The organism is Vibrio eleionomae, from assembly GCF_009874545.1.
Lineage (GTDB): Bacteria > Pseudomonadota > Gammaproteobacteria > Enterobacterales > Vibrionaceae > Vibrio > Vibrio nitrifigilis.
Map to the genome: position 1 here is coordinate 17,212 of NZ_WEKT01000051.1, position 20,749 is coordinate 37,960.

Consider the following 20,749-nt stretch of genomic DNA (forward strand, 5'->3'; position numbering starts at 1 on the left):
CGTCAATACTGTTTAAACAGTGTAAAACTAAGGTCATTCAGTGAAACGTATTGGGGTTTATTGGTTTACTCACGATTTACGAGTAAACGACAATCAATTGCTACATAAAGCAGCTCAAGAAGTGGACGAGCTCATTTGTGTGTATTGTGTCCCTAAGGTGGGTGCTTACCTCCAACGTTTTTCCCAGCAATCACAATTGAGTTCAGCACGGCAACATTTTCTCCACCAATCGGTTCACGACCTTGCTCTGAGTCTAAAACGTTACGACCAGACACTGCTCGTGATTGAACGCTCGCCTATCACCGTTCTTAAACACCTTATCGAAGCACATCATGTCACTCATCTTTATTGCGATCAGTTTGCCGGATATGATGAACAGCAAGTCTGCCAGCACCTAGCTCAAGATTATCCAAGCGTCAGCGTTTCCCAATTACCTAATAACACTCTGTTTGATGAAAGCCAATTGCCCTGCCAATTACACCATCTCCCGAGTACTTTTAGTCAATTTCGTCGCGAAGTCGAGTCCCTTGAAATCATGCTGCCATGCTCGCGACCGGTGCAACTACCTCCCCCTGAGCCTGTTCCATTAAGCTCTGTTCACTTGTCCTTATCCAACACAGAACACACCCTGTTTAAAGGTGGTGAACAAGCGGCTATTGCACATTGCCAACACTATTTTTCGACTCAAGCTGCATCATGTTATAAAGAAACACGTAACGCATTAGACGAGCCATTATCATCCACTAAGTTCTCCCCGTGGTTAGCACTCGGCTGCGTATCCCCCAAAACAATCATTGCCATGTTGCGCCATTACGAGCAGCAACACGGACAGAACGAATCGACCTACTGGATTCAATTTGAGCTGCTGTGGCGAGAATACTTTTACTGGTATGCCAGATGTTACCAAACGAAATTATTCCAGTTTGCAGGCATTAGTAAACACCGTCCTCTGACGAGTTTTTATGCCTCTCGTTTTCGGCAATGGCAACAAGGTCACACCCCCTATCCCATCGTTAATGCCTGTATGAAACAGTTAAATGCCACAGGTTATATGTCAAATCGAGGACGACAGTTAGTTGCAAGCTGCTTAATCCATGAACTTCAATTAGATTGGCGTTATGGCGCTGCCTATTTTGAAACTCAATTGATTGATTATGATGTGGCTTCAAACTGGGGCAATTGGCAATACCTTGCTGGTGTGGGTGCTGACCAAAGAGGTTCGCGGCAATTTAACTTAGATAAACAAACCGAAATGTACGATCCGCAGCAGAGCTTTATCAACCGCTGGCAGGGAAATACCACCACGACCTCTATTGATCATGTGGATATGGCAGATTGGCCTATTATGCCCAAGGAGAAATCATGAATAATAGCCCCAAAAATATTGTGTTAGTCGGTGGCAACGGAGGGATTGGCCTTGCCATGGTCAAACGCATTTTGAGGGTTTTTCCTTATGCTTGTATACACGCTACCTATCATCATAGGTGTCCACCATTACATTCTCCGCAGCTAACCTGGCATCAACTTGATCTCTCCAAACCCCATCAAATTGATGAATTTGGACGTTCATTCGATCACCTTGATTGGCTCATCAATTGCGCCGGGGTATTACACACCAGAGAACAAGGCCCAGAGAAAAATGTCGAATCAATCAACCCTCACTTTTTTATGCATAATATACAGCTAAACACCTTACCTACTTTGCTATTGGCCCAGTCTTTTTTTAATGCACTTAGAGCATCGCCAGCGCCCAAGCTTGCTGTACTTTCAGCGCGAGTAGGGAGTATTAGCGATAACCATCTAGGCGGTTGGTACAGCTATCGATGTTCAAAAGCTGCACTGAACATGGCGGTAAAAACGCTGGCAATAGAATGGCAACGACGACTAAAACAGGCTACTGTACTCGCTCTTCACCCTGGAACAACAGATACTCAGCTCTCAAAGCCCTTTCAAGCCAATGTTCCGACAGACAAACTGTTTCATGTTGATGAAGTTGCCACTGATTTATTGGCGTTGATTATAGCCAGTACCCCCAATGACAGTGGCTCATTTTGGGATTACTCTGGGCAAACGATCCCTTGGTAGAGATTTAGGTTATGGTTGAATTGATTATTTCTATTTAACAACACCATTAAAATCAAACGCTAGCTCGGTTTAATGGCGCACGATCACTCAAAAAATCTAAAAATCCCTTTATTTGCTGCGGCACATAACGAGACTGTACATATTGCGCAACAATATCGCCTTGATAACGTCCGCCTAACTGCCAATCCGGTAACACTTCCACCACTTTGCCATTCGCAATATGGTGTTGAATAGTAAAATCAGGAAATAATGAAATACCAAGGTGATTAAGAACGGCTTCTCGCCTTATTTCACTGTGATTAACGGTTAAGTGACCACTCACATTCACAGCAGCTTTTTCGCTATGTTTGGTAAAAGACCAAACACTGTCTTTAGGACTTTCTCCGAGACAGATGCAAGCATGTCGATTTAAATCACTGGGTACTTGCGGCATCCCATTTTGTTCAATATATCGAGAACTCGCACATAACCGCATTCGACACGGACCTAGCGACCGTGCAACCAGTCCAAGGATAGGTGTTTGCGTAATGTGAATAACGACATCCACATCATTACTCACCGGGTCAACAAAGTGGTCTTCAACCTTCATATGCACTTGAACCTGTGGATGAATACGCATGAATTCAAACACTAATGGCATCAAGACTTGCTTAGATAGTGCCTTTGGCGCAGCGACTCGCAAACTCCCGGACAAAGCTTGTTTATCTGCATAAGCCGCTGCGACTGCGAGATTGGCAGCCTGAAGCATTTCTCGACATAAAGCGAATACCGCCTCTCCCTCTGGAGTCAGCGACATTTGCCGTGTAGTCCTCTGCAATAAACTGATTTCTAATGTGTTTTCCAATCTAGAAATCGTACGACTGACTGATGATGGAGCTGTTCCCAAGTTTTCGGCCGCTTTAGAAAAGCTCCCTAACTCGACAACTTTAACGAAAGTGCCCATTTCAGACAGTAACGGCAACAGTTTATTTGTATCCATAACGCAAAAGTCCTGTACGTGTAAGCCTATTTTTCCTTTCAAGTTACTAATCAATACTGATAGCGTCAACTCCAAGAGGAACAAACCATGGCCTTACCGACTCCAACACGTTCAATCCTTCAGCCTATACAACGTATGCCCTATATAGAAATGCTCTTGCTCTTAGTCGCGATATTTTGGGGGACCAGCTACGCTGTGACTAAACAAGGATTGAATTACACCGATGTCATGATGTTCATCGCATTACGCTTTTCCATTACCTTCATTTGTTTATTACCCGCACTGATTCGCGATATTCTCCAAGCCACTGATTGGCGCTGGGTAAACATAGTGCCAACAGGCGTCATCCTTGCCACTATCTTTTTCTGTGAGGTATATGGCGTTGCCCATACATCAGCATCAAAGGCCGCTTTTATAATCAGTCTCTGTGTTATTTTCACTGCCTTACTTGAGCCGATTATTAATCGCCAACGTGTCTCGAAAAGATTGATCGTCATGGCTTTAATATCAGTATTGGGCGTTGCATTACTGACCGGGATACAACCCTATTCAGCATTTGAACTTCAGCAAGGTGATGGATTTATTTTGCTGGCAGCGTTACTACGAGCATTGATGGTGACAACAACCAAACGTTTTTCGACCAAGCAAAGTCTTAGTAGTTTATCTATTACCGCAATTCAATCTGGTACGGTGAGCATGTTAGCCATCGTGAGTTGCTGGGTGGGCAATCATGACTTTTCTTTACCGGCAGCACCAAACTTTTGGTTTATTATTATCTATTTAGTGTTGGGCTGTACCTTATTTGCCTTTTTCATTCAAAACTACGCGATACAAAAGACCTCCCCAACAAAAGTCGCTTTGCTGATGGGCAGTGAACCTCTTTTTGGCGCTTTATTTGCTATGGCTTGGCTAAATGAAACCCTTACGATTAATCAAATCATTGGCGGGATACTTATTTTAATCAGCGTGTTAATCACGTCACGCGAGCAATCAAACCATTAGCGAATAAGAACATGTGATGATTAGCCACATAGAAACAGCAGGGATAATTACCGGGACGATTTAATCACAAATCCTTCGGTAGTCACGCAGACCCTTAAAGTGACAGCGTCACTACAAATTAAAACGTAGTCATCATTACAACCCAGCGGCTTAATCTTGTAACAAAGGTGACACTTCATGTCAGCTTGACCAGTACACCTTAAAATAAATAACCTTTTTAAACAAATAGTTAATAATACGACCCGCTCCAACCAATATAAATAAACCGGCATATATTTTGAAAGATAGAAACGCTGAGAGAACAATAATGTTTAGTCTGCGCAGGTAAGGATCAACGAGCATGGCACATATCCACTTTTTTCAGAAACCAGGGTGTATCAACAACGGCAAGCAAGTTAAATTACTTAAAGCCGCAGGACACGACGTCATTGAAGACGATCTGTTAACTCATGTATGGTCAGTTGAAATATTGAAAACCTTTTTTGGTTCACAACCATTAAGCGCTTGTTTTAATCAGCAAGCTCCAGCAATAAAGAGCCAAGAGCTCGATCCAACCAAATTAACCGATGAGCAAGCCCTAGAGCTTATGGTGAACCATCCCATTTTAATAAAACGCCCATTGATGATTATTAATGAAGAGCATTTTATCCAAGGGTTTGACCAGAATATGCTGGCAGAACTGATTGGCCTTGAACCAATGCACGGAAAAGAGACCGTAGTACAAAATCTTCGCCAACAAGATTTAGAGCACTGCCCTAACGACAAAAACATCGCGACGTGTGATTAAACCTCTCCCCTAGCAGTTCTCTTTTCTCCTCTAAGGAAGAGAGCTGCGCCTCCTCAATTTAGTACTACAATCCGACCCTTATTCCATAAAACGCTCACGATTCATTACCTTACAGATACAGACAATATATCTTGCTGGTAACTCGTCTAAAAACCGGTAACAAAGCTCTACTTATTACTGTTCTCAACTATATTTAAGTAATACTTTTCAGTATGGCGAGCCAAAGGAAACTGAATGAATGACAAGCTTATGGTAACGTCTTGTGAGATACGAGAGGTTAAAGAGCAAGCATTTAGCAAACTCAAGTCTACTAATATTGGCGAACTCAACGAATTAGATAGTTTACTGTCTGTCGTCTCTTTCCAATTTCAATCCTTGATGGTTCAAGTCACCCTGTTCGATGTGGATAATGACGTTCTTCAGCAGTATCCTATTGCCATTTATGGTCAAACTTTATTAGAGCCACCTCGCATATCCGCGTTCAATCAAACGGTGTTAAAAGCGAAAATACTGACCCAAGCAACGTTAGAACCAGGGCCAATCTATGCATTTGGACTACCGCTTCATATTACAGATTACGGCGATGTTGGAGTTCTCACTCTTATGCTCACGACAAACATTGAATTATCTGACCAACACATCGAGTGTTTATCCCTATTCTCTCATGCCATTGAACAAATTTTAACGACACGCCTTAATCGATATCGTTCGGATATTATTTCACTTTCTATTGCCAAAATCGCCGAGCAAAAAGCCATCACTAGGCACATACTATTACTAGAAGAAGTGGCGAAAGTATCCGGTGTGGGGGGATGGGAATATGACTATGCCACTCAAGAGCTTTATATAACTCAAAGGACACGTGAAATTCATGAGTTGCCAAACGATGCGCAAATTTCACTGGAAGATGCCTTTAACTTTTATGCACCAGAAGCTCAGGATGACATTCGCCAAGCTGTTGAACAAGCCGTCAACGTCACCGGAATTTGGTTTTGTGAATTACCCTTTATCACAGCAAAAGGGAATCGCATTTGGGTTCGCACGTCAGGGAAAGCAGTTCGAGAAAACGGCGCAGTGGTACGACTTAATGGGGCATTCCAAGATATCACCGCTATTCGTGAACAAGAAAAACAGCTCAAAGAGAGCGAGCAATTAGCGAAAGAACGGAGCTCTGAATTACAGACTATTTTGGCAAACATGAGCCAAGGCGTAGCGGTATTTGATAAACACTCACGCCTTAAATACTGGAATACACCGTATGTCGATATCTTAGGCCACGATCCTAAACAAATACATCACGGCAAATTACATCTCGACTTGTTAAAAGAGACGGTGCGTGAACATGCTCAACACCTCGAACCTCAGCAACTATTTGATGAGATGCAAGATCACTTCCAACGAGGAGAGCCCTTACGGACTAAGCGTGAATTACTCGATAACCGCATCGTGACTATTCTGTACTCTCCGTTACCTGATCAAGGCTGGATCATCACAGTAGAAGATATTACTGAACGAGAAATCGCCACATCCAAAATAGCTCATGCGGCTCATCACGACACCCTAACCGGCTTAGCGAATAGAACACTTTTCAATGAGTCATTGGAAAAAATTGTTCTTTCTGAAGAGCATCATCAAAACAAGTGCGATACGGTGTTGATGTTGCTTGATTTAGATAAGTTCAAACAAATTAATGACACCCACGGGCATTTGGTTGGAGACAAAATATTAAAAGCCGTTGCTCAACGTCTCGTCCATGCCGTGAGATGTACCGACGTGGTAGCTCGTCTAGGTGGTGATGAATTTGCCGTTATTCTATCGGGTCACGACAAAATCTATGAGATAGCGATTTCAACGGCTAAACGCATCCAACAAACCATCTGTAAACCTTATCGAATTGATAAATTGCAGCTTAAAATTGGCATCAGTATCGGTCTATCTCTGGTTAAAGAAAGCGATGAATCCATTAGTGATGTGATTAATAGAGCCGATCTTGCCCTTTATGCGGTGAAAAATTCTGGCAGAAACCATTTTCTTTTTTACGATGAAACGCTAGAGCGAAAAACCAACACAAAATAGACACACTCGCCCAATGATATAAGCGAGTAAATCTGTTGTTATTCTATATATGAAGCTCTATTCTTATACGTAGCCGTACTCAAATAACCTACAGAGCTAGGATGCAACATTTTGCGGTGACATGAGTATGAAGAAAAGTCTGATTGGACAAGTTTATTACAAGGATTAAATAAGTGCTCAATCATTGGTCTTGGCGATTTTTACGTTGGCAGATAAGCAATGATGGTAAATAAATATCTCATAATCATGGTGATATTGTTATACAGCCAACTATCACATGCTTTACCTTCGATTCCCTCTTCAAGTGGAATGAACTCCCACCTCATCTCTGCTATCGAATACGTACAACTTCCCCAAGATAGCGACAAAGATATCAATAATATCGAGCAATATTTCGAGAGCCACTCGGTCAATCACGCCTCAAATAGTTTACTTTCACTTGGCATTAGCCACCAGATTACTTGGGTCAAACTATCACTACATAATCCGACGAAAGACACACTCACTCGTTATCTAACCGCAGGGAAAACGTGGATAGACAGTCTCGATGTATACAGTATTCAAGATCACCTTCCCCATCACCAACATGCTGGCGACTACGAATTTGCCAGCCATCATTTAGTTCCAGGTGTCGGCTTTGTATTTCCGGTTACGATTCCTCCAGGGAACAGTCACATATTCATTCGTGCTCAATCGCTGGATCCAATGACACTACCTATTGATTTACAGAATACCGGCGATGCGCGTGGCTATCATGCCTTAGTGCACATCACATCAGGCTGGGTATATGGGGTATTGATGGCACTGATTGGGTTCAATCTGGTGCTGTATTTCACTGTTAAACAAAGTTACACACTCTATTACTGCTGCTATATCGCTTGCTTTATCATTGTAAACCTCTCGTATAATGGCTTTGGGTTTGCTTGGTTCTATCCCCATTCGCTGTACATCCAAAACTATTGCACTCTGGTATTTATGGTGCTTCATGGCGTCAGTGGCTTAATATTTATCGCCAGCTTTCTCTCCATTAAGCGCAATATGCCATTCATTTATAAATTCGTCGCCGTGTATTGTACAGCGGGTGTGATTACAATGAGCATCCTTATAGTGCAAAAAGCACACATTATGGCGACCCACATAGCCTTTAACTATTTAACTCTTGCCACTCTCTTGATGATCGCTATCGCCGGATTAAGTATTGGTAAAGTGAAAGATGCACAATACTTTTTAGTGGCCGTGCTATGTAGCATGCTTGGTTTATTAGTGACAACTCTCTCTGTGAGGGGAAACCTTCCATATAATTACTTTACTTTTAACAGTGCAGTTTTTGGTGTGGTGTTAGAAGCGATTATTCTTGCCATTATCGTAAGTATACGATTAAAAGCGATAGACAAGGAACGTATTACTGCACAATACCTCTCCGCGTATGATCCACTAACCAATATTTTTAACCGGCGGTCATTTTTTAACGTCGGCCAAAAAATCATTAAAAACGCGACAAAAAATAAAACTCCGCTCTGCTTTGTCATGATGGATATTGATCACTTTAAAAATATTAACGATATTCATGGCCATTATGTCGGAGACCAAGCATTAACTCATATAGCATGCCTGTTAAAGAAAAATATTCGGGTAACAGATATCCTAGCGCGCTGGGGCGGAGAAGAAATAGCCATTCTGTTACCAAAAACCAACCTGGAGCAAGCTCTCGCTTGTACTGAACATTTACGCGCCACTATCGAAGACACCCCATTGATTGTTAATGGTGAAGAGGTTGTCATAACCGCTAGCTTTGGCATCGCTGTTGCTCATCATAATGAGCCGCTGGATGAATTATTCAAACGTGCTGACAAGCAGCTCTATAAAGCTAAAAATCAAGGCCGTAACCGCATCGGTTGTGAATAATTTACATCCCCAATAATTAACAATTACGTTATTTACATTACATCAATAAACTGTGATTTATATCTTATTTGAGCACATTAGGAATCATTAAATTATTTGAACCGTGCTTTTTATATGATGATTTTTCATTATATAACACATACTTATTCCTTATTTATATAAAATTAATCACTCCAGCTATGTTCTCACTAACCTCTCATAACAACTCGAATTATTATTCATTAATACTATCTACTTACCTCATTTTTATTCAAATTTAATATTAAAAGTTAACTAAAAGTTAATATATGATAACCAAAGATGTTACAAAATATTAATCAATAACAATATAAATTAACATGGTAACTCACCAAATCCCCCGTTACTACTGGCATTATCCGTCTGTTCTCGACTCAATGGTCCTATCACCACTGTGACTTAACAGTGTTGTTCATAGAGCGGTCTTTTTCATTTCGCGTTTATTTAGATACCTGACTATCGCTTGTTAGCGAGCTTGGTAAGACAGGAAATAACGGCCGATAAGTGTCATGTAATTACGTGTGCGGGTATAACAATAATCACTGGAGGTAACATAGTGAAAAATCGTGTTCACGTTCAGAACTCAAATTCATCTGAGCTTTCTGAATCTAATATGACCCGACGTCGTTTTTTATCGTCAGCCGTCGCTGCCGCTGTCGGTGGATATGTCATGCTCTCGGTACCTAAGGTTAGCTTTGCAGCTGACTTTGGTTCCTTATCCCCCGAGTTACAAAAAATCGCGGCTTTGCTAACTGCGAAACCTATTGATCCCGCGCTGGCCGCTCGTGCTAGTGAGGCATTAGCGAAAGTTGATCCCTAGTTTCCCGCCCATTTTTCGGATCTCGCTACCTTTCTAAAGGATCACCACATTACCAGTTTGGAAGCGTTAAAAGTTCAACCGGCATTTACAGGCCAAATAAAGACGACCGCACAAAGCATTATCTCAGCGTTCTATCTTGGCTATGTGGGCACACCGGTCGCACATTCCTCTGAAGACAACGTCGAATTTGTCACTTACACCCAAGCGCTTACTTACCAGTTAACTAAACCGTATACCCCAATTCCAAGTTATTCACGCTGGCAAACCGGCTATTGGGAGCACGTGCCTAACACGCCATCATTCTCATAAAAATAAAACAAAATAACGCAGTATTAAGGAAGTATTATCGTGGCTAAACAGTATGATGCAGACGTCATTGTTGTCGGTTCTGGCGCCTGTGGTTCAAACGTTGCTAATGAATTAGCAATGAAAGGAAAATCCGTTATCTTGCTCGAAGCAGGACCCAATGTTCCCCGTTGGAAAATTGTTGAAAACTTTCGTAATTCCGGTCGTCACTACGATCATAATGATCCGTATCCAAATAACCCTTGGGCGCCCACCAGCTATCAACCCGGTTATTTGGCCAACGATGGTAATTTTGCCGAAATTCCCGGAATGTTGAAATTGGTTGGTGGTACAACATGGCACTGGGGTGGTGCGACATGGCGCTATATTCCAAATGACTTCAAACTAAATTCTCTCTACGGTGTGGGTCGCGACTGGCCAATCAGTTATGATGATTTAGAACCGTATTACGTACGAGCAGAATATGCCATTGGCGTTGCGGGCTCGGATGTGGAAGATCAATCGGGTAAGAATCCAGGGCTCTCATACCCACCGCGTTCTAAGCACTACCCTGTCACTTCAGAAGCCGACGTGTTCAGTACATCCCTGATTCGTGAAAGACTGCAACCCAAAGGTCACGTGGTCATTCATGAGCCCACCGTACGAACCCACAAACCTTATGATGGTCGCCCAGCGTGCCAAGGCAATAATAACTGCGACCAAGTCTGTCCTATTGGCTCCCTATACAATGGATCTATCCATGCAGACAAAGCCGTACGCAATGGAGCCAAACTGATTTCAGAAGCTGTGGTGCATAAAATTACCAAAGGTGCTAATAACAAGATTGAGTCTATCAGTTATTTAACCCCAGAAGGCAAGGAACATACCCTTAAAGCAAAAGCCTTTGTATTGGCCGCACACAGTTTTGAGACGGCAAAATTGATGTTAATGAATGACATTGGTAACTCTTCTGACATGGTGGGTCGTAACCTCATGGACCACGTTGGGATGAGCTTTACCTTTCTTGCCGATCAACCGGTTTGGTCGGGTCGTGGCCCAGTTCAACAAGCCACTATTATGTCATGGCGCGATGGTCCTTCACGTGCCAAATATTCGGCCAACAAACACGCTTTTGCCAATAACAACCCACAAATCGATATCGCGAAACGAGCCATTGCCGAAGGCCTGATGGGGCAAGAACTGGACGACCGTATTATGGATTGGTCTTCTCGCTGGTTGTACATGTACACCTTCTTTGAGCCATTACCGAATCCAGCTAACCGCGTGCAACCCAACCCAAATTGGAAAGACAGCTTAGGCATTCCTGGCATTAAAGTGCACTTCGATATCGACGATTACGTCAAAGTCGGTGGTCAACATGCGCTGCAGCAATACAAAGAGATTGCGGGACTAATGAACGGCAAAATTATCGATGTGAACTCAGACTTCGAAAACCACGATCACCTGATGGGCACCATGATCATGGGCGCAGATCCTAAAGATTCCGTGGTTAACGGCGAATGTCGTACATTCGACCACGACAATTTATTCGTGGCCTCCGTAGGGGTGATTCCAGCAGCTGGCGTGGTTAACCCAACATTAACCGCTGTCGCACTGGCTATTCGTACCGCTGACATCATTGCGAAGGAGGTGTAAATCATGAAAACATTCACCTTACTCTTACTGTGTGTCATGGGTATAACCACAGCAGCAAGCAGCGTCGCCGCCGATCAATCCAATCTCATTCAGCGAGGCCAATATTTGGCGACAGCCGGCGACTGTACCGCTTGTCATACATCAAACGAAACCAAACCCTATGCGGGCGGTTATCCGTTCAACATGCCGATGGGTAAAATCATATCCAGTAATATTACCTCTTCGAAGCAATTTGGCTTCGGTAACTGGACAGAACAGCAATTTGCTGACGCGGTACGTAAAGGGGTTCGTCCTGATGGTTCTCAGCTTTACCCTGCAATGCCTTATACCTCTTATTCCAATATTACTGATCAAGACATGCAGGCACTGTATGCGTATTTTCAATCTGTTCCTGCCATTGATGAAGCGCCAAAACAAAAAACAGAGCTCTCATTTCCTTTCAATCTTCCTGGCTTAATGTGGGGTTGGAATTTAATGTTCGCTCATGGCACACCATTTAAACCTGATGATACGTTATCGGTCGAACAAAACCGCGGTAAATATTTGGTCGAAGGATTAGCACACTGTTCAACATGTCATACACCTCGTAACCAAATGATGGCCGAAGACAGCAGTGAATTTTTAGCTGGCGCGCATGTCGATGGTTGGTTTGCACCAAACATTACATCGGACAAAATCAGTGGCATTGGTGGCTGGAGCGACGCGGAATTAGCCAGCTATCAAAAAAATGGTCACGCCTTAGGTAAAGCGCAAGCAGGTGGTCCAATGGCTGATGCTATTCAGCACAGTTTCCGTTTTATGACAGATAACGATATTCATGCCATCGTATCGTATTTGAAATCCGTTCCAGCGCATCGCATTACAGGTCAAAGCGACGCATCGTGGTCTGTGAGTAAAGCAAAACCAGTGAGCTGGACTAAGTATGAACCTGGTAATTCAGCGAGTAATACCAAGGCATACACCGATTTCTCAACCACCAACGGAGCAAACTTATACAGCGATAACTGCGCGGCATGTCATGGAGCTAATGGCGAAGGATCAGATGATCACACTATCCCATCGTTAACCAACAATACGGCTGTGGGCGGTAGCGATCCAACCAACTTAGTGATGGCAATTACTCACGGTATTCACCGTCAAGGTGCTGATGGAAAAGCGGTTATGCCAGCTTTTGGCGAACAGCAGCAGGTGATTCACTCTTGGCTTACCGCCGGCCAAATCGCCGCCATAGCGAATTATGTCACCGACCACTTTGGTCAACGCAATGCGTCCCTAACTGCACAACAAGTAACAAACATTCAACAGGGCAGCGGCGATATTCCATTCTTGGTACAAAATGCTAAGGCTATCACTATCATTGCCATCGTAATCGTGCTCGTGATTATTGTAGTGTTAGTAAGAAAGTTAAAACGCAATAAAGAGCAAAACGGATAAAAGGCACGATGTTACTCTCGGTAGGTATCACTCGATACCTACCTTTTCAAGCCCTACCCTACTTCCATTACTAACAGTAAAAGACTCGCACATTCATTTACTTAATCAATCTGGTTGCATAAAACATTTTCACCTTCAACTGTTGAACTTATTAATTGCTGTCTATACTGCGTTATAGGTATGTTAAATTCAGAAGTTGATAACAGGTGGTTACTATTCGTTGTTTTAAAATCATGTGGATTGCAATACTGCTTAATTTGTTACCTTTGTGCAGTAGCGCCGCAGATCTTTCGAAAAAAAGGGTTCTGTTAATTAACTCCTATAACCCGACTTTTCATACCATGGCAAAAATCAATCTCGGACTCACTGAAGGGTTTGGTGATCAAAGTCCTGATATTGATATTGAATATATGGACAGCAAGCGTCTCATCAATCAACGCAGCATAGAACTTTTTTATCAGTTTTTATCCTATAAACTTGAACACCGCCCCCCCTATGATTTAGTCATCACCAGTGATGACAATGCTCTGCAATTTGCCATGCAATTTCGCCAGCAATTATTCCCTAATATTCCGATCGTTTTTCTTGGATTAAATAACCAAGATTTAGCGCAACAACTGGTTCAAAACCACGATGCAAATATTACAGGGACAGTCGAAGCAGTATCGATCAATGATAATCTTGCGCTTATTTCCAAACTACGCCCATCAATCAAGAATCTCTATTTAATTACTGATGGCACCACAACCGGTCAAGCTGATTTAAACAATGCGCTCTCTTATCGTGAACAATTCCCAAACTTCTCACTCAAAATATTAGACCTATCTCGGCTTACTTGGAAAGAACTCAGTGAGAAACTGAATGTTGCTGATGACACAGATGCTGCATTATTATTGTCAGCGTTTAATGACAAAAATAAAGTGAATTTAACCTTCAATGAATCGTTAAAACTTATTGTTTCAGCGTCTAAAGTCCCCGTTTTTCACCTCTATGATCAAGGTATAGGTAAAGGATTGGTTGGCGGTGTATTGGTGACTCACCAGGAACATGGACGTTTAGCCGCGTTACAAGCGACCAGAATTCTAGAAGGAACGCCGGTAAAACAAATCCCTATCGTTTTAAAAAGTCCCAATATTCCGATTTTCGACGAGCGTATCTTAAATAAGTTCAATATTGATGAGAGCTTACTGCCACCTAACTCTCACATAAGGTATAAAATCCGTAATAACTCATTGCTCTATGTTTATTGGCAAGAACTTCTGGGTATTGCCATCATTATTGGGCTGCTCATTGCTTTAGTCATAGTATTAGCCCACCAAAACCGAGTTAAAAGGCGCCACAATATCGAGTTGGGTGAAAGTCAAACCCGTTTAAATATCATTTTGGATAATATCGATGCTTATATTTATATGAAGGATGCCAAAAGTCGCTACTTGTATGCAAACAAAGCATTTTGTCGTACTGCCGAACTGGAACTGCGTGACATCATGATGAAAACGCCCACCGAGCTTTACGATACTGATATGGCGTTCGCCTTTACAAAAGCGGATAACCAAGTATTTGAAACCAAAAAGCCTTATCGTCAAGAAGAGTGCTATTGGGTAGAAAAGCATCAAACCTACAAATATATAAAAACCACTAAAATTCCGTTAATCAACCAGGTTGGAGAACTCTATGGTTTATGTGGTATTTCATTTGACATCACTTCGGAAAAGAACCACCAAAAACAGCTCAAACACATAGCAAACTTTGACCAACTGACTGATTTACCCAACCGTCTTTTATTCTTAGATCGTTTGCAGCAATCCATGTCGTCTGTAGACAAAAATGGTGGTCGAATCACCGTGATGTACTTTGATTTGGACAATTTCAAATACATTAATGACCGTTTTGGTGCTGCGTTTGGTGATAGCGTATTAAAAATAATTGCCAATCGAATCAATGAATCACTGAGCAGTGATGACACGCTATCAAGACCTAGTGGTGATGAATTTATTTTGCTACTCCATCATCTAGAAAGCCCTGAGCAAGAGCTCAGTCTAGTTCACCAAATTTCAGCGTTGATCAATCAACCCGTCCAGCACAACGGACATACTTTATCGATCACAGCCAGCTTCGGCATCACTAGCTACCCTCAACGTCAACCTATCGAAGCCGACAAGTTGATTCGTCAAGCTGACCAAGCGATGTACTACGCCAAAAGCCGTAGTACTGAGAATTTCCATTTCTTCGACTCCAATGCAGAAGACGCCGCGCTGCAATTAGAAGAGATGATTATTGATGTTCAAACAGGGCTCAATAACCAAGAATTTGAGCTTTTCTATCAGCCTAAAGTGGATTTAATTAATGGTGATATCATTGGCATGGAAGCCCTAATCCGATGGCGTCATCGTAATAAAGGGTTATTAGCACCAGGGCTGTTCCTGCCACAAATCGAACGACATAACATTATGTTGGCGATTGACGAATGGGTGATTAGTGATGCCGTGCGCCAGATTTATCAATGGAGCCAACAAGGTATTGAAATCCCAGTAAGTATTAACCTTAGTCATCTCTATTTTAATCGTGATGACTTCGTTGATGCTATTGCCCAACAATTGAAAAGTTATCCTGACGTGAATCTCGCTCTATTAGAGCTAGAAATTGTCGAAACACAAGAGCTCAGCGATTTGCATGCAATCGCTGAAAAAATTACCCAATGCCAATCCCTTGGAGTACGTTTCTCACTGGATGACTTCGGCACGGGGTTCTCCTCAATGACCTATTTAAAACAGCTCCCAGTAAACCAGATCAAGGTCGACAGCAGTTTTGTCATCGACATGCTTGATGACCAGGAAGACAGAATGATCTTACAGGGGATACACGCACTGGCTCACGCCTTTAATATCGATGTGATCGCGGAGGGAATGGAAAGCCATCAGCATCGTCGCGAGTTATTAGAGATAGGTTATCGTTATGCGCAAGGCTATGGCATTGCTAAACCTATGCCAATGAAAGAGATGGAACAATGGATTAACCAGTGGACAATGCCAGCAGAATGGAACAACGATGCGTAATCACGCAATAAAAAGGGCAGCTCTGAGCTGCCCCGATAAATCATTAATCTGTGGTTGAGTAAGGTTCTTTACCCTTCTTGGTGATTTTATCAAGGTATCCCATGACAAACGCTGAAGCGACAAACGTAACGTGCAATAAAAGATACCATTTGATCTTTTCACCATCGATCGATTGAGTGTTCATAAACACTTTAAGTAGGTGTATTGATGAAATGGCAACTATCGACGCAGACACTTTGTTCTTTAATGAACTGGTATCCATCTTACCAAGCCATACTAATTTTTCTTGATTCTCATCGACATCAATTTTTGATACGAAGTTTTCATAGCCAGAGAACATGACCATTACAATCAAGCCACCCACCAACGAAATATCAATTAAAGACAGAGTAGTCAGTACTAAATCGACTTCTTTGATCGATAAAATATTGGGCAAAATGTGCAAAACTTCTTGAAAAAACTTAATCGCCAACGCTACAAGAACTAGGCTCAACCCAAGATAAACAGGTGCCATAATCCAGCGTGCAGCATACAACAGTTTTTCGAAAATACGTTCCATTGAAGCAAAAACCTTAGTGATAGATAGAACGCTACTCTACACCGATTCACCACTTACCCACTAGTGTTTTATGCCATTCTCTAAGTAGAACGACTCCATCTTCAAATCAGTGCTCACTTACACGCAAAAACATTTTCACTGAAACGGCCAATGGCAGTGATTTGAAGATAACAGTAAGTTAAACCGAGGAATTTAAAGCGTGCCAACATCCATAAATAAAATAGAATAAAGCACTTATAGCGGCAAACACGAATGTCCATTTCACTACCTTCACCCAACGCGCGGTTTTCTTTACCACAATATACGATTTTTCTTGATAGCTTTTTACTGCTAACTCTTTTACATAGCCAACTTGCGTATTCATCACCGACCCCATTTAACCAAACAACAGACGAACCAGAGTTCAAATCATCACGATTTGGCATAGGCTAATTCCTCAAGTTAACTTGAGGTCAACAGATAAATTTTAATATTTTCAGATAATAAGTAAGTACGATGTGGGATTATTTATAAGATTTACTTATAATATCACTAATTAGAATATGATTTACCGCATACCTAAATACAATCAATTGGCTAGATATACTGCTAGGAAAGACTGATGAATAATGAACTATACAATCAACCACCTCAGCCCGATACCACTCGAACTCACGCGATCATCGCATACGTGTTACTTGCCATCGGCCTTGCGAGTGGCGGATTCTTTACCTTAGTTGGTGTGATATGGGCTTACGTAAAACGAGGGGATGCAGCACAAACAATATATTATTCACATTTTGAAAATGTCATTAGTACCTTCTGGATATCGTTAGTACTGACGATTGTTTCGTTCTTACTATGGTTCTTTGGGATCGGTGTTTTACTATTCTTCGCGGTGTATATTTTTAATATTTATCGCATTGCCAAAGGCTTAATTAAAGCTATTGATTACAAACCTTATTTTTAATCATTAAGCCCAGTGCTTTTTGCACTGGGCTATTGTGTCAATGCTCTATCTAACCAAACAAGTCATCGACAGGCTACGCTTTTTTCGGCGGCAAAATAGGGAGTAAAATCCATTACGATCAATTGAGTTACTCAGGCAATGAACAGATTATCGACGCCCCATATCGCTCAGGGCTTCTTCAACCATATGTTCAGACAGATGTTGATTATCAGCAAAATTACGATCAAACTCGGCTAGGCCAATGGCAATTGTCACAGGCTGATTTCGAAAAGATAAACGCCCTTCCAACTTCGCATTAATCCGATTAGCCACGATGTGTGACTGCTGATAAGTACAATTGTAAAGCAGTAAACCGAAGACATAATCATCAAAATGAGACAAGGTATCACTGTCTCGGGTAATACTTTTCAGTAAGTCGGCACTCTGCTTAATAATTTCTTGCGCTTCATCTATTTCAAGATGGGCGGTGTCAGAAACGTGCTCCAAACTGACCATGGCTACCGATACCGGCATCCTTTGGCGTAACGATATCTTAAGCAACGAATTAGACACTTGAAGAAATAAGTGTCGATTATATAAATCGGTTAATGGATCAAAAATACTCGCCATTGTTTGAGTATTTGCGTTCACCATGTTGGATTGATTGGAATACATGACCGCCTCATATCATTCATTCACACTACCGATAAAGCATAGTTGGAAATAAACCGTGCATATGACTTAGTGTTGTTATACAGCAAAAAAATCGGATCAATTCATAATTTGAGTGAAAATGAGCTGCAAGATTTAACATAAATTTCGCTATATTCAATCATATTGAAAGGGAAGCACGACTCTTTCCCTTGTTAAGCTTATTAATAAAGCTCCGAATCAGTCTTCTTGAGGTTATTTAGTGTAGAAAAAGCACCTCGACTGTATCGAGGTGCTTAGCGGTAAAAAACTTAGGTTAATAATCGGATTCAAACGCGCCGATATCTGGAGCGTCTCCTTCGTAATCTAAACCGACATCGGTACCTGCATCAATTAAATCGCTACCACTCACGAGATGGAAGAATTCAACATCAGGCAAACTCCCATCGGATTGACGGTCAGCAAGAAGATCATCGATATCAACACTTTCAAAGTCACTGCTACTGACCGATACACTGCCTGACCAGCTATCATTTGAGATACTGGTACTGGTTGCTTTGTATTGATCTGAATCGTCACCTTTATAGGAAATACTGTTTTTAATGGTCAATTTCTTCAATGGATTGGTACTACTAAAGCCAAAGTTACGGCCGTTTTTATACCCAACACTGTTATAAATAGTAACAGTGCCACGGTTACTGTTATGATCGAAACCATCTTCAGCATTACCTGCAGCAATACTATTGGTATAAATGGCGTTGTGTTTTAGATCCTTATCGTCACTACCACCGGTTTTGAATCCATTACCATCGCCACCACTGGCGTCACCACTTTCCAGATATCCATTGCGAATTGCCCAGCACTGTTCATAGGTTGTGGTAATGCCATCGGCACCACGCAGATAGCCATCATAACCATCATCTAAGTTGTTCCAAGCGCGACAACCATAGAATTTATTGCCAGTACCAATACCAAGCTTCGCGGCAAATCCATCGGCATTTTCTAACGATGAATCGGCATTATAATAAGAGTCAACGTTCTTAATTAAGTTATAAGAAGCGCCAGTATCTAACTGTAATCCCGTATCAGCACAGTGAGAGAACGTAGAAAATTCTACAGTATTGTAATTACCGGTAATATGCATACCATTATCGCCAGCATATTGAACATCGATACCATAGATATACCAATAGTTACCACTAAGTTCTAACCCACGGTTGCTGGACTTTTCTGATTCACTTGAGAAATCAAACACAGGTCGCGCAGAATCGGTTGGGTATTTACGCAGCGTGATAGTACTACCAGATTTGCCGTTTGCGGTGAGCTCGATAGGTTCACTGAAATAGTAGGTGCCACCACGAACATAAATCACATCACCTGCCGCTGCATTCTCAACCGCAGAGATGATTTCACTAGCACTATCGACAACTGTTGCATCTTCATCAATATCCGTCGAGGCTGCTGGAGTGACGGTTGCTGATGTAGAATCAGCATAATCACCATCAGAGTCGCTATATTTTACCCAGAACCAATAAGGTGTACCGTTGGTTAACCCCGTTGCGGTATAGCTCAATGTTGAAGATCCGACAGAGTCTAAACGAACACGACCTTTAGGATTGCTATCCGTGTCGTAATAGATTTGATAGCTAGAACTTGTGTCTGAACTTGTCCATGAGAGATCCGCTTGACCATCTCCTGCCGTTGCCGTCAACACCACCGATTCAGGTGTTGCATTAAACGCTGTGGAGTTAGCATCATTCCCATCAGAATCGGTATATTTTACCCAAAACCAATATTCTGTATCGTTGGTTAATCCCGTTGCCGTATAACTTGTTGTACTAGAATTGACGGTTCCTAAACGCACGCGACCTTTAGGGGTGCTGTCTGTGTCATAGTAGACTGCATAATTGCTATCAGAACCAGAATCGGTCCAAGATAATGCCACCTGCGCGTTTCCTGCCGTACCACTTAAAACCACATCTTGTGGCGTCGCACTAAACACACTCGAGTTCTGTGAATCACCATCAGAATCGGTGTATTTAACCCAGAAATAGTAAGTGGTTGCATTGGTTAAACCGGTAGCGGTGTAATGCAACGTACTCGAGTTGACGGTGCCGAGTCTAACACGACCATCAGGATCGCTATCGGTATCGTAATAGATGGCGTAATTTGAATCAGCACCAGAATCATTCCAGTACAAGGCGACCTGATTATCACCAGCAGTGCCGGTTAGAGTGACATCTGCAGCCTGAGCATAAAACGGGACGCAAAGTGCCGCGACGACCCAAGACAGCTTTTGGCGCTTAAATAGCCGAATTTTATTAAGGTTCACTATGATATCTCCTTAAGCAGAAAATATAAGAATTTATACAGCACAGTGTTTTTATATTTACCGCATAATGAAAAGAAACATTTAATTACATTCATTAATGATGATATTAAATTAAATTGCACCTAAATAGATTGCCAAGGGATCATGACAACTTATTTACACACTTTCTGTTATAT

At 42.0% G+C, this 20,749-nt stretch carries 16 protein-coding genes and 1 pseudogene; 12 read left to right on the forward strand and 5 right to left on the reverse strand.

Annotated elements, in window-relative coordinates:
- Positions 1 to 40: 40 nt before the first annotated feature.
- Both F9817_RS19205 and F9817_RS19210 read left to right on the forward strand, forming a co-directional pair.
- Positions 41 to 1,366 (forward strand): DASH family cryptochrome, encoded by a 1,326-nt coding sequence (locus F9817_RS19205; protein ID WP_161157784.1) that lies wholly within the window; start codon positions 41 to 43, stop codon positions 1,364 to 1,366.
- The gene (locus F9817_RS19210; RefSeq protein WP_161157785.1) at positions 1,363 to 2,085 is read left to right on the forward strand and encodes an SDR family oxidoreductase; all 723 of its coding nucleotides are present in this window, start codon (positions 1,363 to 1,365) and stop codon (positions 2,083 to 2,085) included. Before F9817_RS19205 ends, F9817_RS19210 begins: the two co-directional genes overlap by 4 nt.
- Positions 2,086 to 2,137: 52 nt before the next feature.
- On the opposite strand, the gene F9817_RS19215 is transcribed toward F9817_RS19210, so the two are convergent.
- The gene (locus F9817_RS19215; protein WP_161157786.1) at positions 2,138 to 3,064 is read right to left on the reverse strand and encodes a LysR family transcriptional regulator; all 927 of its coding nucleotides are present in this window, start codon (positions 3,062 to 3,064) and stop codon (positions 2,138 to 2,140) included.
- Between the two features lie 87 nt (positions 3,065 to 3,151).
- Here F9817_RS19215 and F9817_RS19220 point away from each other — a divergent pair, with 87 nt between their 5' ends.
- The 9 genes and pseudogenes from F9817_RS19220 (at position 3,152) to F9817_RS19260 (ending at position 16,103) form a co-directional block, all read left to right on the forward strand.
- Positions 3,152 to 4,066: a DMT family transporter gene (locus F9817_RS19220; protein WP_161157787.1), complete on the forward strand. Its 915-nt coding sequence runs from the start codon at positions 3,152 to 3,154 to the stop codon at positions 4,064 to 4,066.
- Between the two features lie 340 nt (positions 4,067 to 4,406).
- Positions 4,407 to 4,853 (forward strand): ArsC/Spx/MgsR family protein, encoded by a 447-nt coding sequence (locus tag F9817_RS19225; protein ID WP_161157788.1) that lies wholly within the window; start codon positions 4,407 to 4,409, stop codon positions 4,851 to 4,853.
- A 234-nt stretch (positions 4,854 to 5,087) separates the two neighbouring features.
- Positions 5,088 to 6,929, forward strand: a complete 1,842-nt coding sequence (locus F9817_RS19230; RefSeq protein WP_161157789.1) for a sensor domain-containing diguanylate cyclase — start codon at positions 5,088 to 5,090, stop codon at positions 6,927 to 6,929.
- Positions 6,930 to 7,148: 219 nt separating this feature from the next.
- Entirely contained in the window at positions 7,149 to 8,834 is a 1,686-nt protein-coding gene (locus tag F9817_RS19235; RefSeq protein ID WP_161157790.1) for a sensor domain-containing diguanylate cyclase, read from the forward strand.
- A 574-nt stretch (positions 8,835 to 9,408) separates the two neighbouring features.
- Entirely contained in the window at positions 9,409 to 9,672 is a 264-nt protein-coding gene (locus tag F9817_RS19240) for a hypothetical protein (RefSeq protein ID WP_161157791.1), read from the forward strand.
- A gap of 12 nt (positions 9,673 to 9,684) precedes the next feature.
- Positions 9,685 to 9,981: pseudogene (locus F9817_RS19245) on the forward strand (sugar dehydrogenase complex small subunit); the annotation flags it as partial.
- Positions 9,982 to 10,020: 39 nt separating this feature from the next.
- Positions 10,021 to 11,613: a GMC oxidoreductase gene (locus tag F9817_RS19250; RefSeq protein ID WP_202436525.1), complete on the forward strand. Its 1,593-nt coding sequence runs from the start codon at positions 10,021 to 10,023 to the stop codon at positions 11,611 to 11,613.
- 3 nt (positions 11,614 to 11,616) lie between these two features.
- Positions 11,617 to 13,047 carry a cytochrome c gene (locus tag F9817_RS19255; protein WP_161157792.1) on the forward strand — a complete coding sequence of 477 codons (1,431 nt, stop codon included), beginning with the start codon at positions 11,617 to 11,619 and terminating at the stop codon, positions 13,045 to 13,047.
- 341 nt (positions 13,048 to 13,388) lie between these two features.
- On the forward strand, positions 13,389 to 16,103 hold the full coding sequence (locus F9817_RS19260) for an ABC transporter substrate binding protein (RefSeq protein ID WP_161157793.1): 2,715 nt from the start codon (positions 13,389 to 13,391) through the stop codon (positions 16,101 to 16,103).
- Between the two features lie 43 nt (positions 16,104 to 16,146).
- Here F9817_RS19260 and F9817_RS19265 read toward each other — a convergent pair whose 3' ends face one another.
- Positions 16,147 to 16,662 carry a TIGR00645 family protein gene (locus tag F9817_RS19265; protein ID WP_161157794.1) on the reverse strand — a complete coding sequence of 172 codons (516 nt, stop codon included), beginning with the start codon at positions 16,660 to 16,662 and terminating at the stop codon, positions 16,147 to 16,149.
- 113 nt (positions 16,663 to 16,775) lie between these two features.
- The gene (locus F9817_RS19270) at positions 16,776 to 17,087 is read right to left on the reverse strand and encodes a hypothetical protein (protein ID WP_161157795.1); all 312 of its coding nucleotides are present in this window, start codon (positions 17,085 to 17,087) and stop codon (positions 16,776 to 16,778) included.
- Positions 17,088 to 17,263: 176 nt separating this feature from the next.
- On the opposite strand from F9817_RS19270, the gene F9817_RS19275 reads away from it, so the two are divergent.
- Positions 17,264 to 17,611 carry a DUF4870 family protein gene (locus F9817_RS19275; RefSeq protein ID WP_161157796.1) on the forward strand — a complete coding sequence of 116 codons (348 nt, stop codon included), beginning with the start codon at positions 17,264 to 17,266 and terminating at the stop codon, positions 17,609 to 17,611.
- A 147-nt stretch (positions 17,612 to 17,758) separates the two neighbouring features.
- Here the strand turns inward: F9817_RS19275 and F9817_RS19280 are convergent, their stop codons facing one another.
- Entirely contained in the window at positions 17,759 to 18,265 is a 507-nt protein-coding gene (locus tag F9817_RS19280; protein WP_161157797.1) for a GGDEF domain-containing protein, read from the reverse strand.
- 292 nt (positions 18,266 to 18,557) lie between these two features.
- Positions 18,558 to 20,573 carry a fibronectin type III domain-containing protein gene (locus F9817_RS19285; RefSeq protein ID WP_202436526.1) on the reverse strand — a complete coding sequence of 672 codons (2,016 nt, stop codon included), beginning with the start codon at positions 20,571 to 20,573 and terminating at the stop codon, positions 18,558 to 18,560.
- Positions 20,574 to 20,749: the final 176 nt, after the last annotated feature.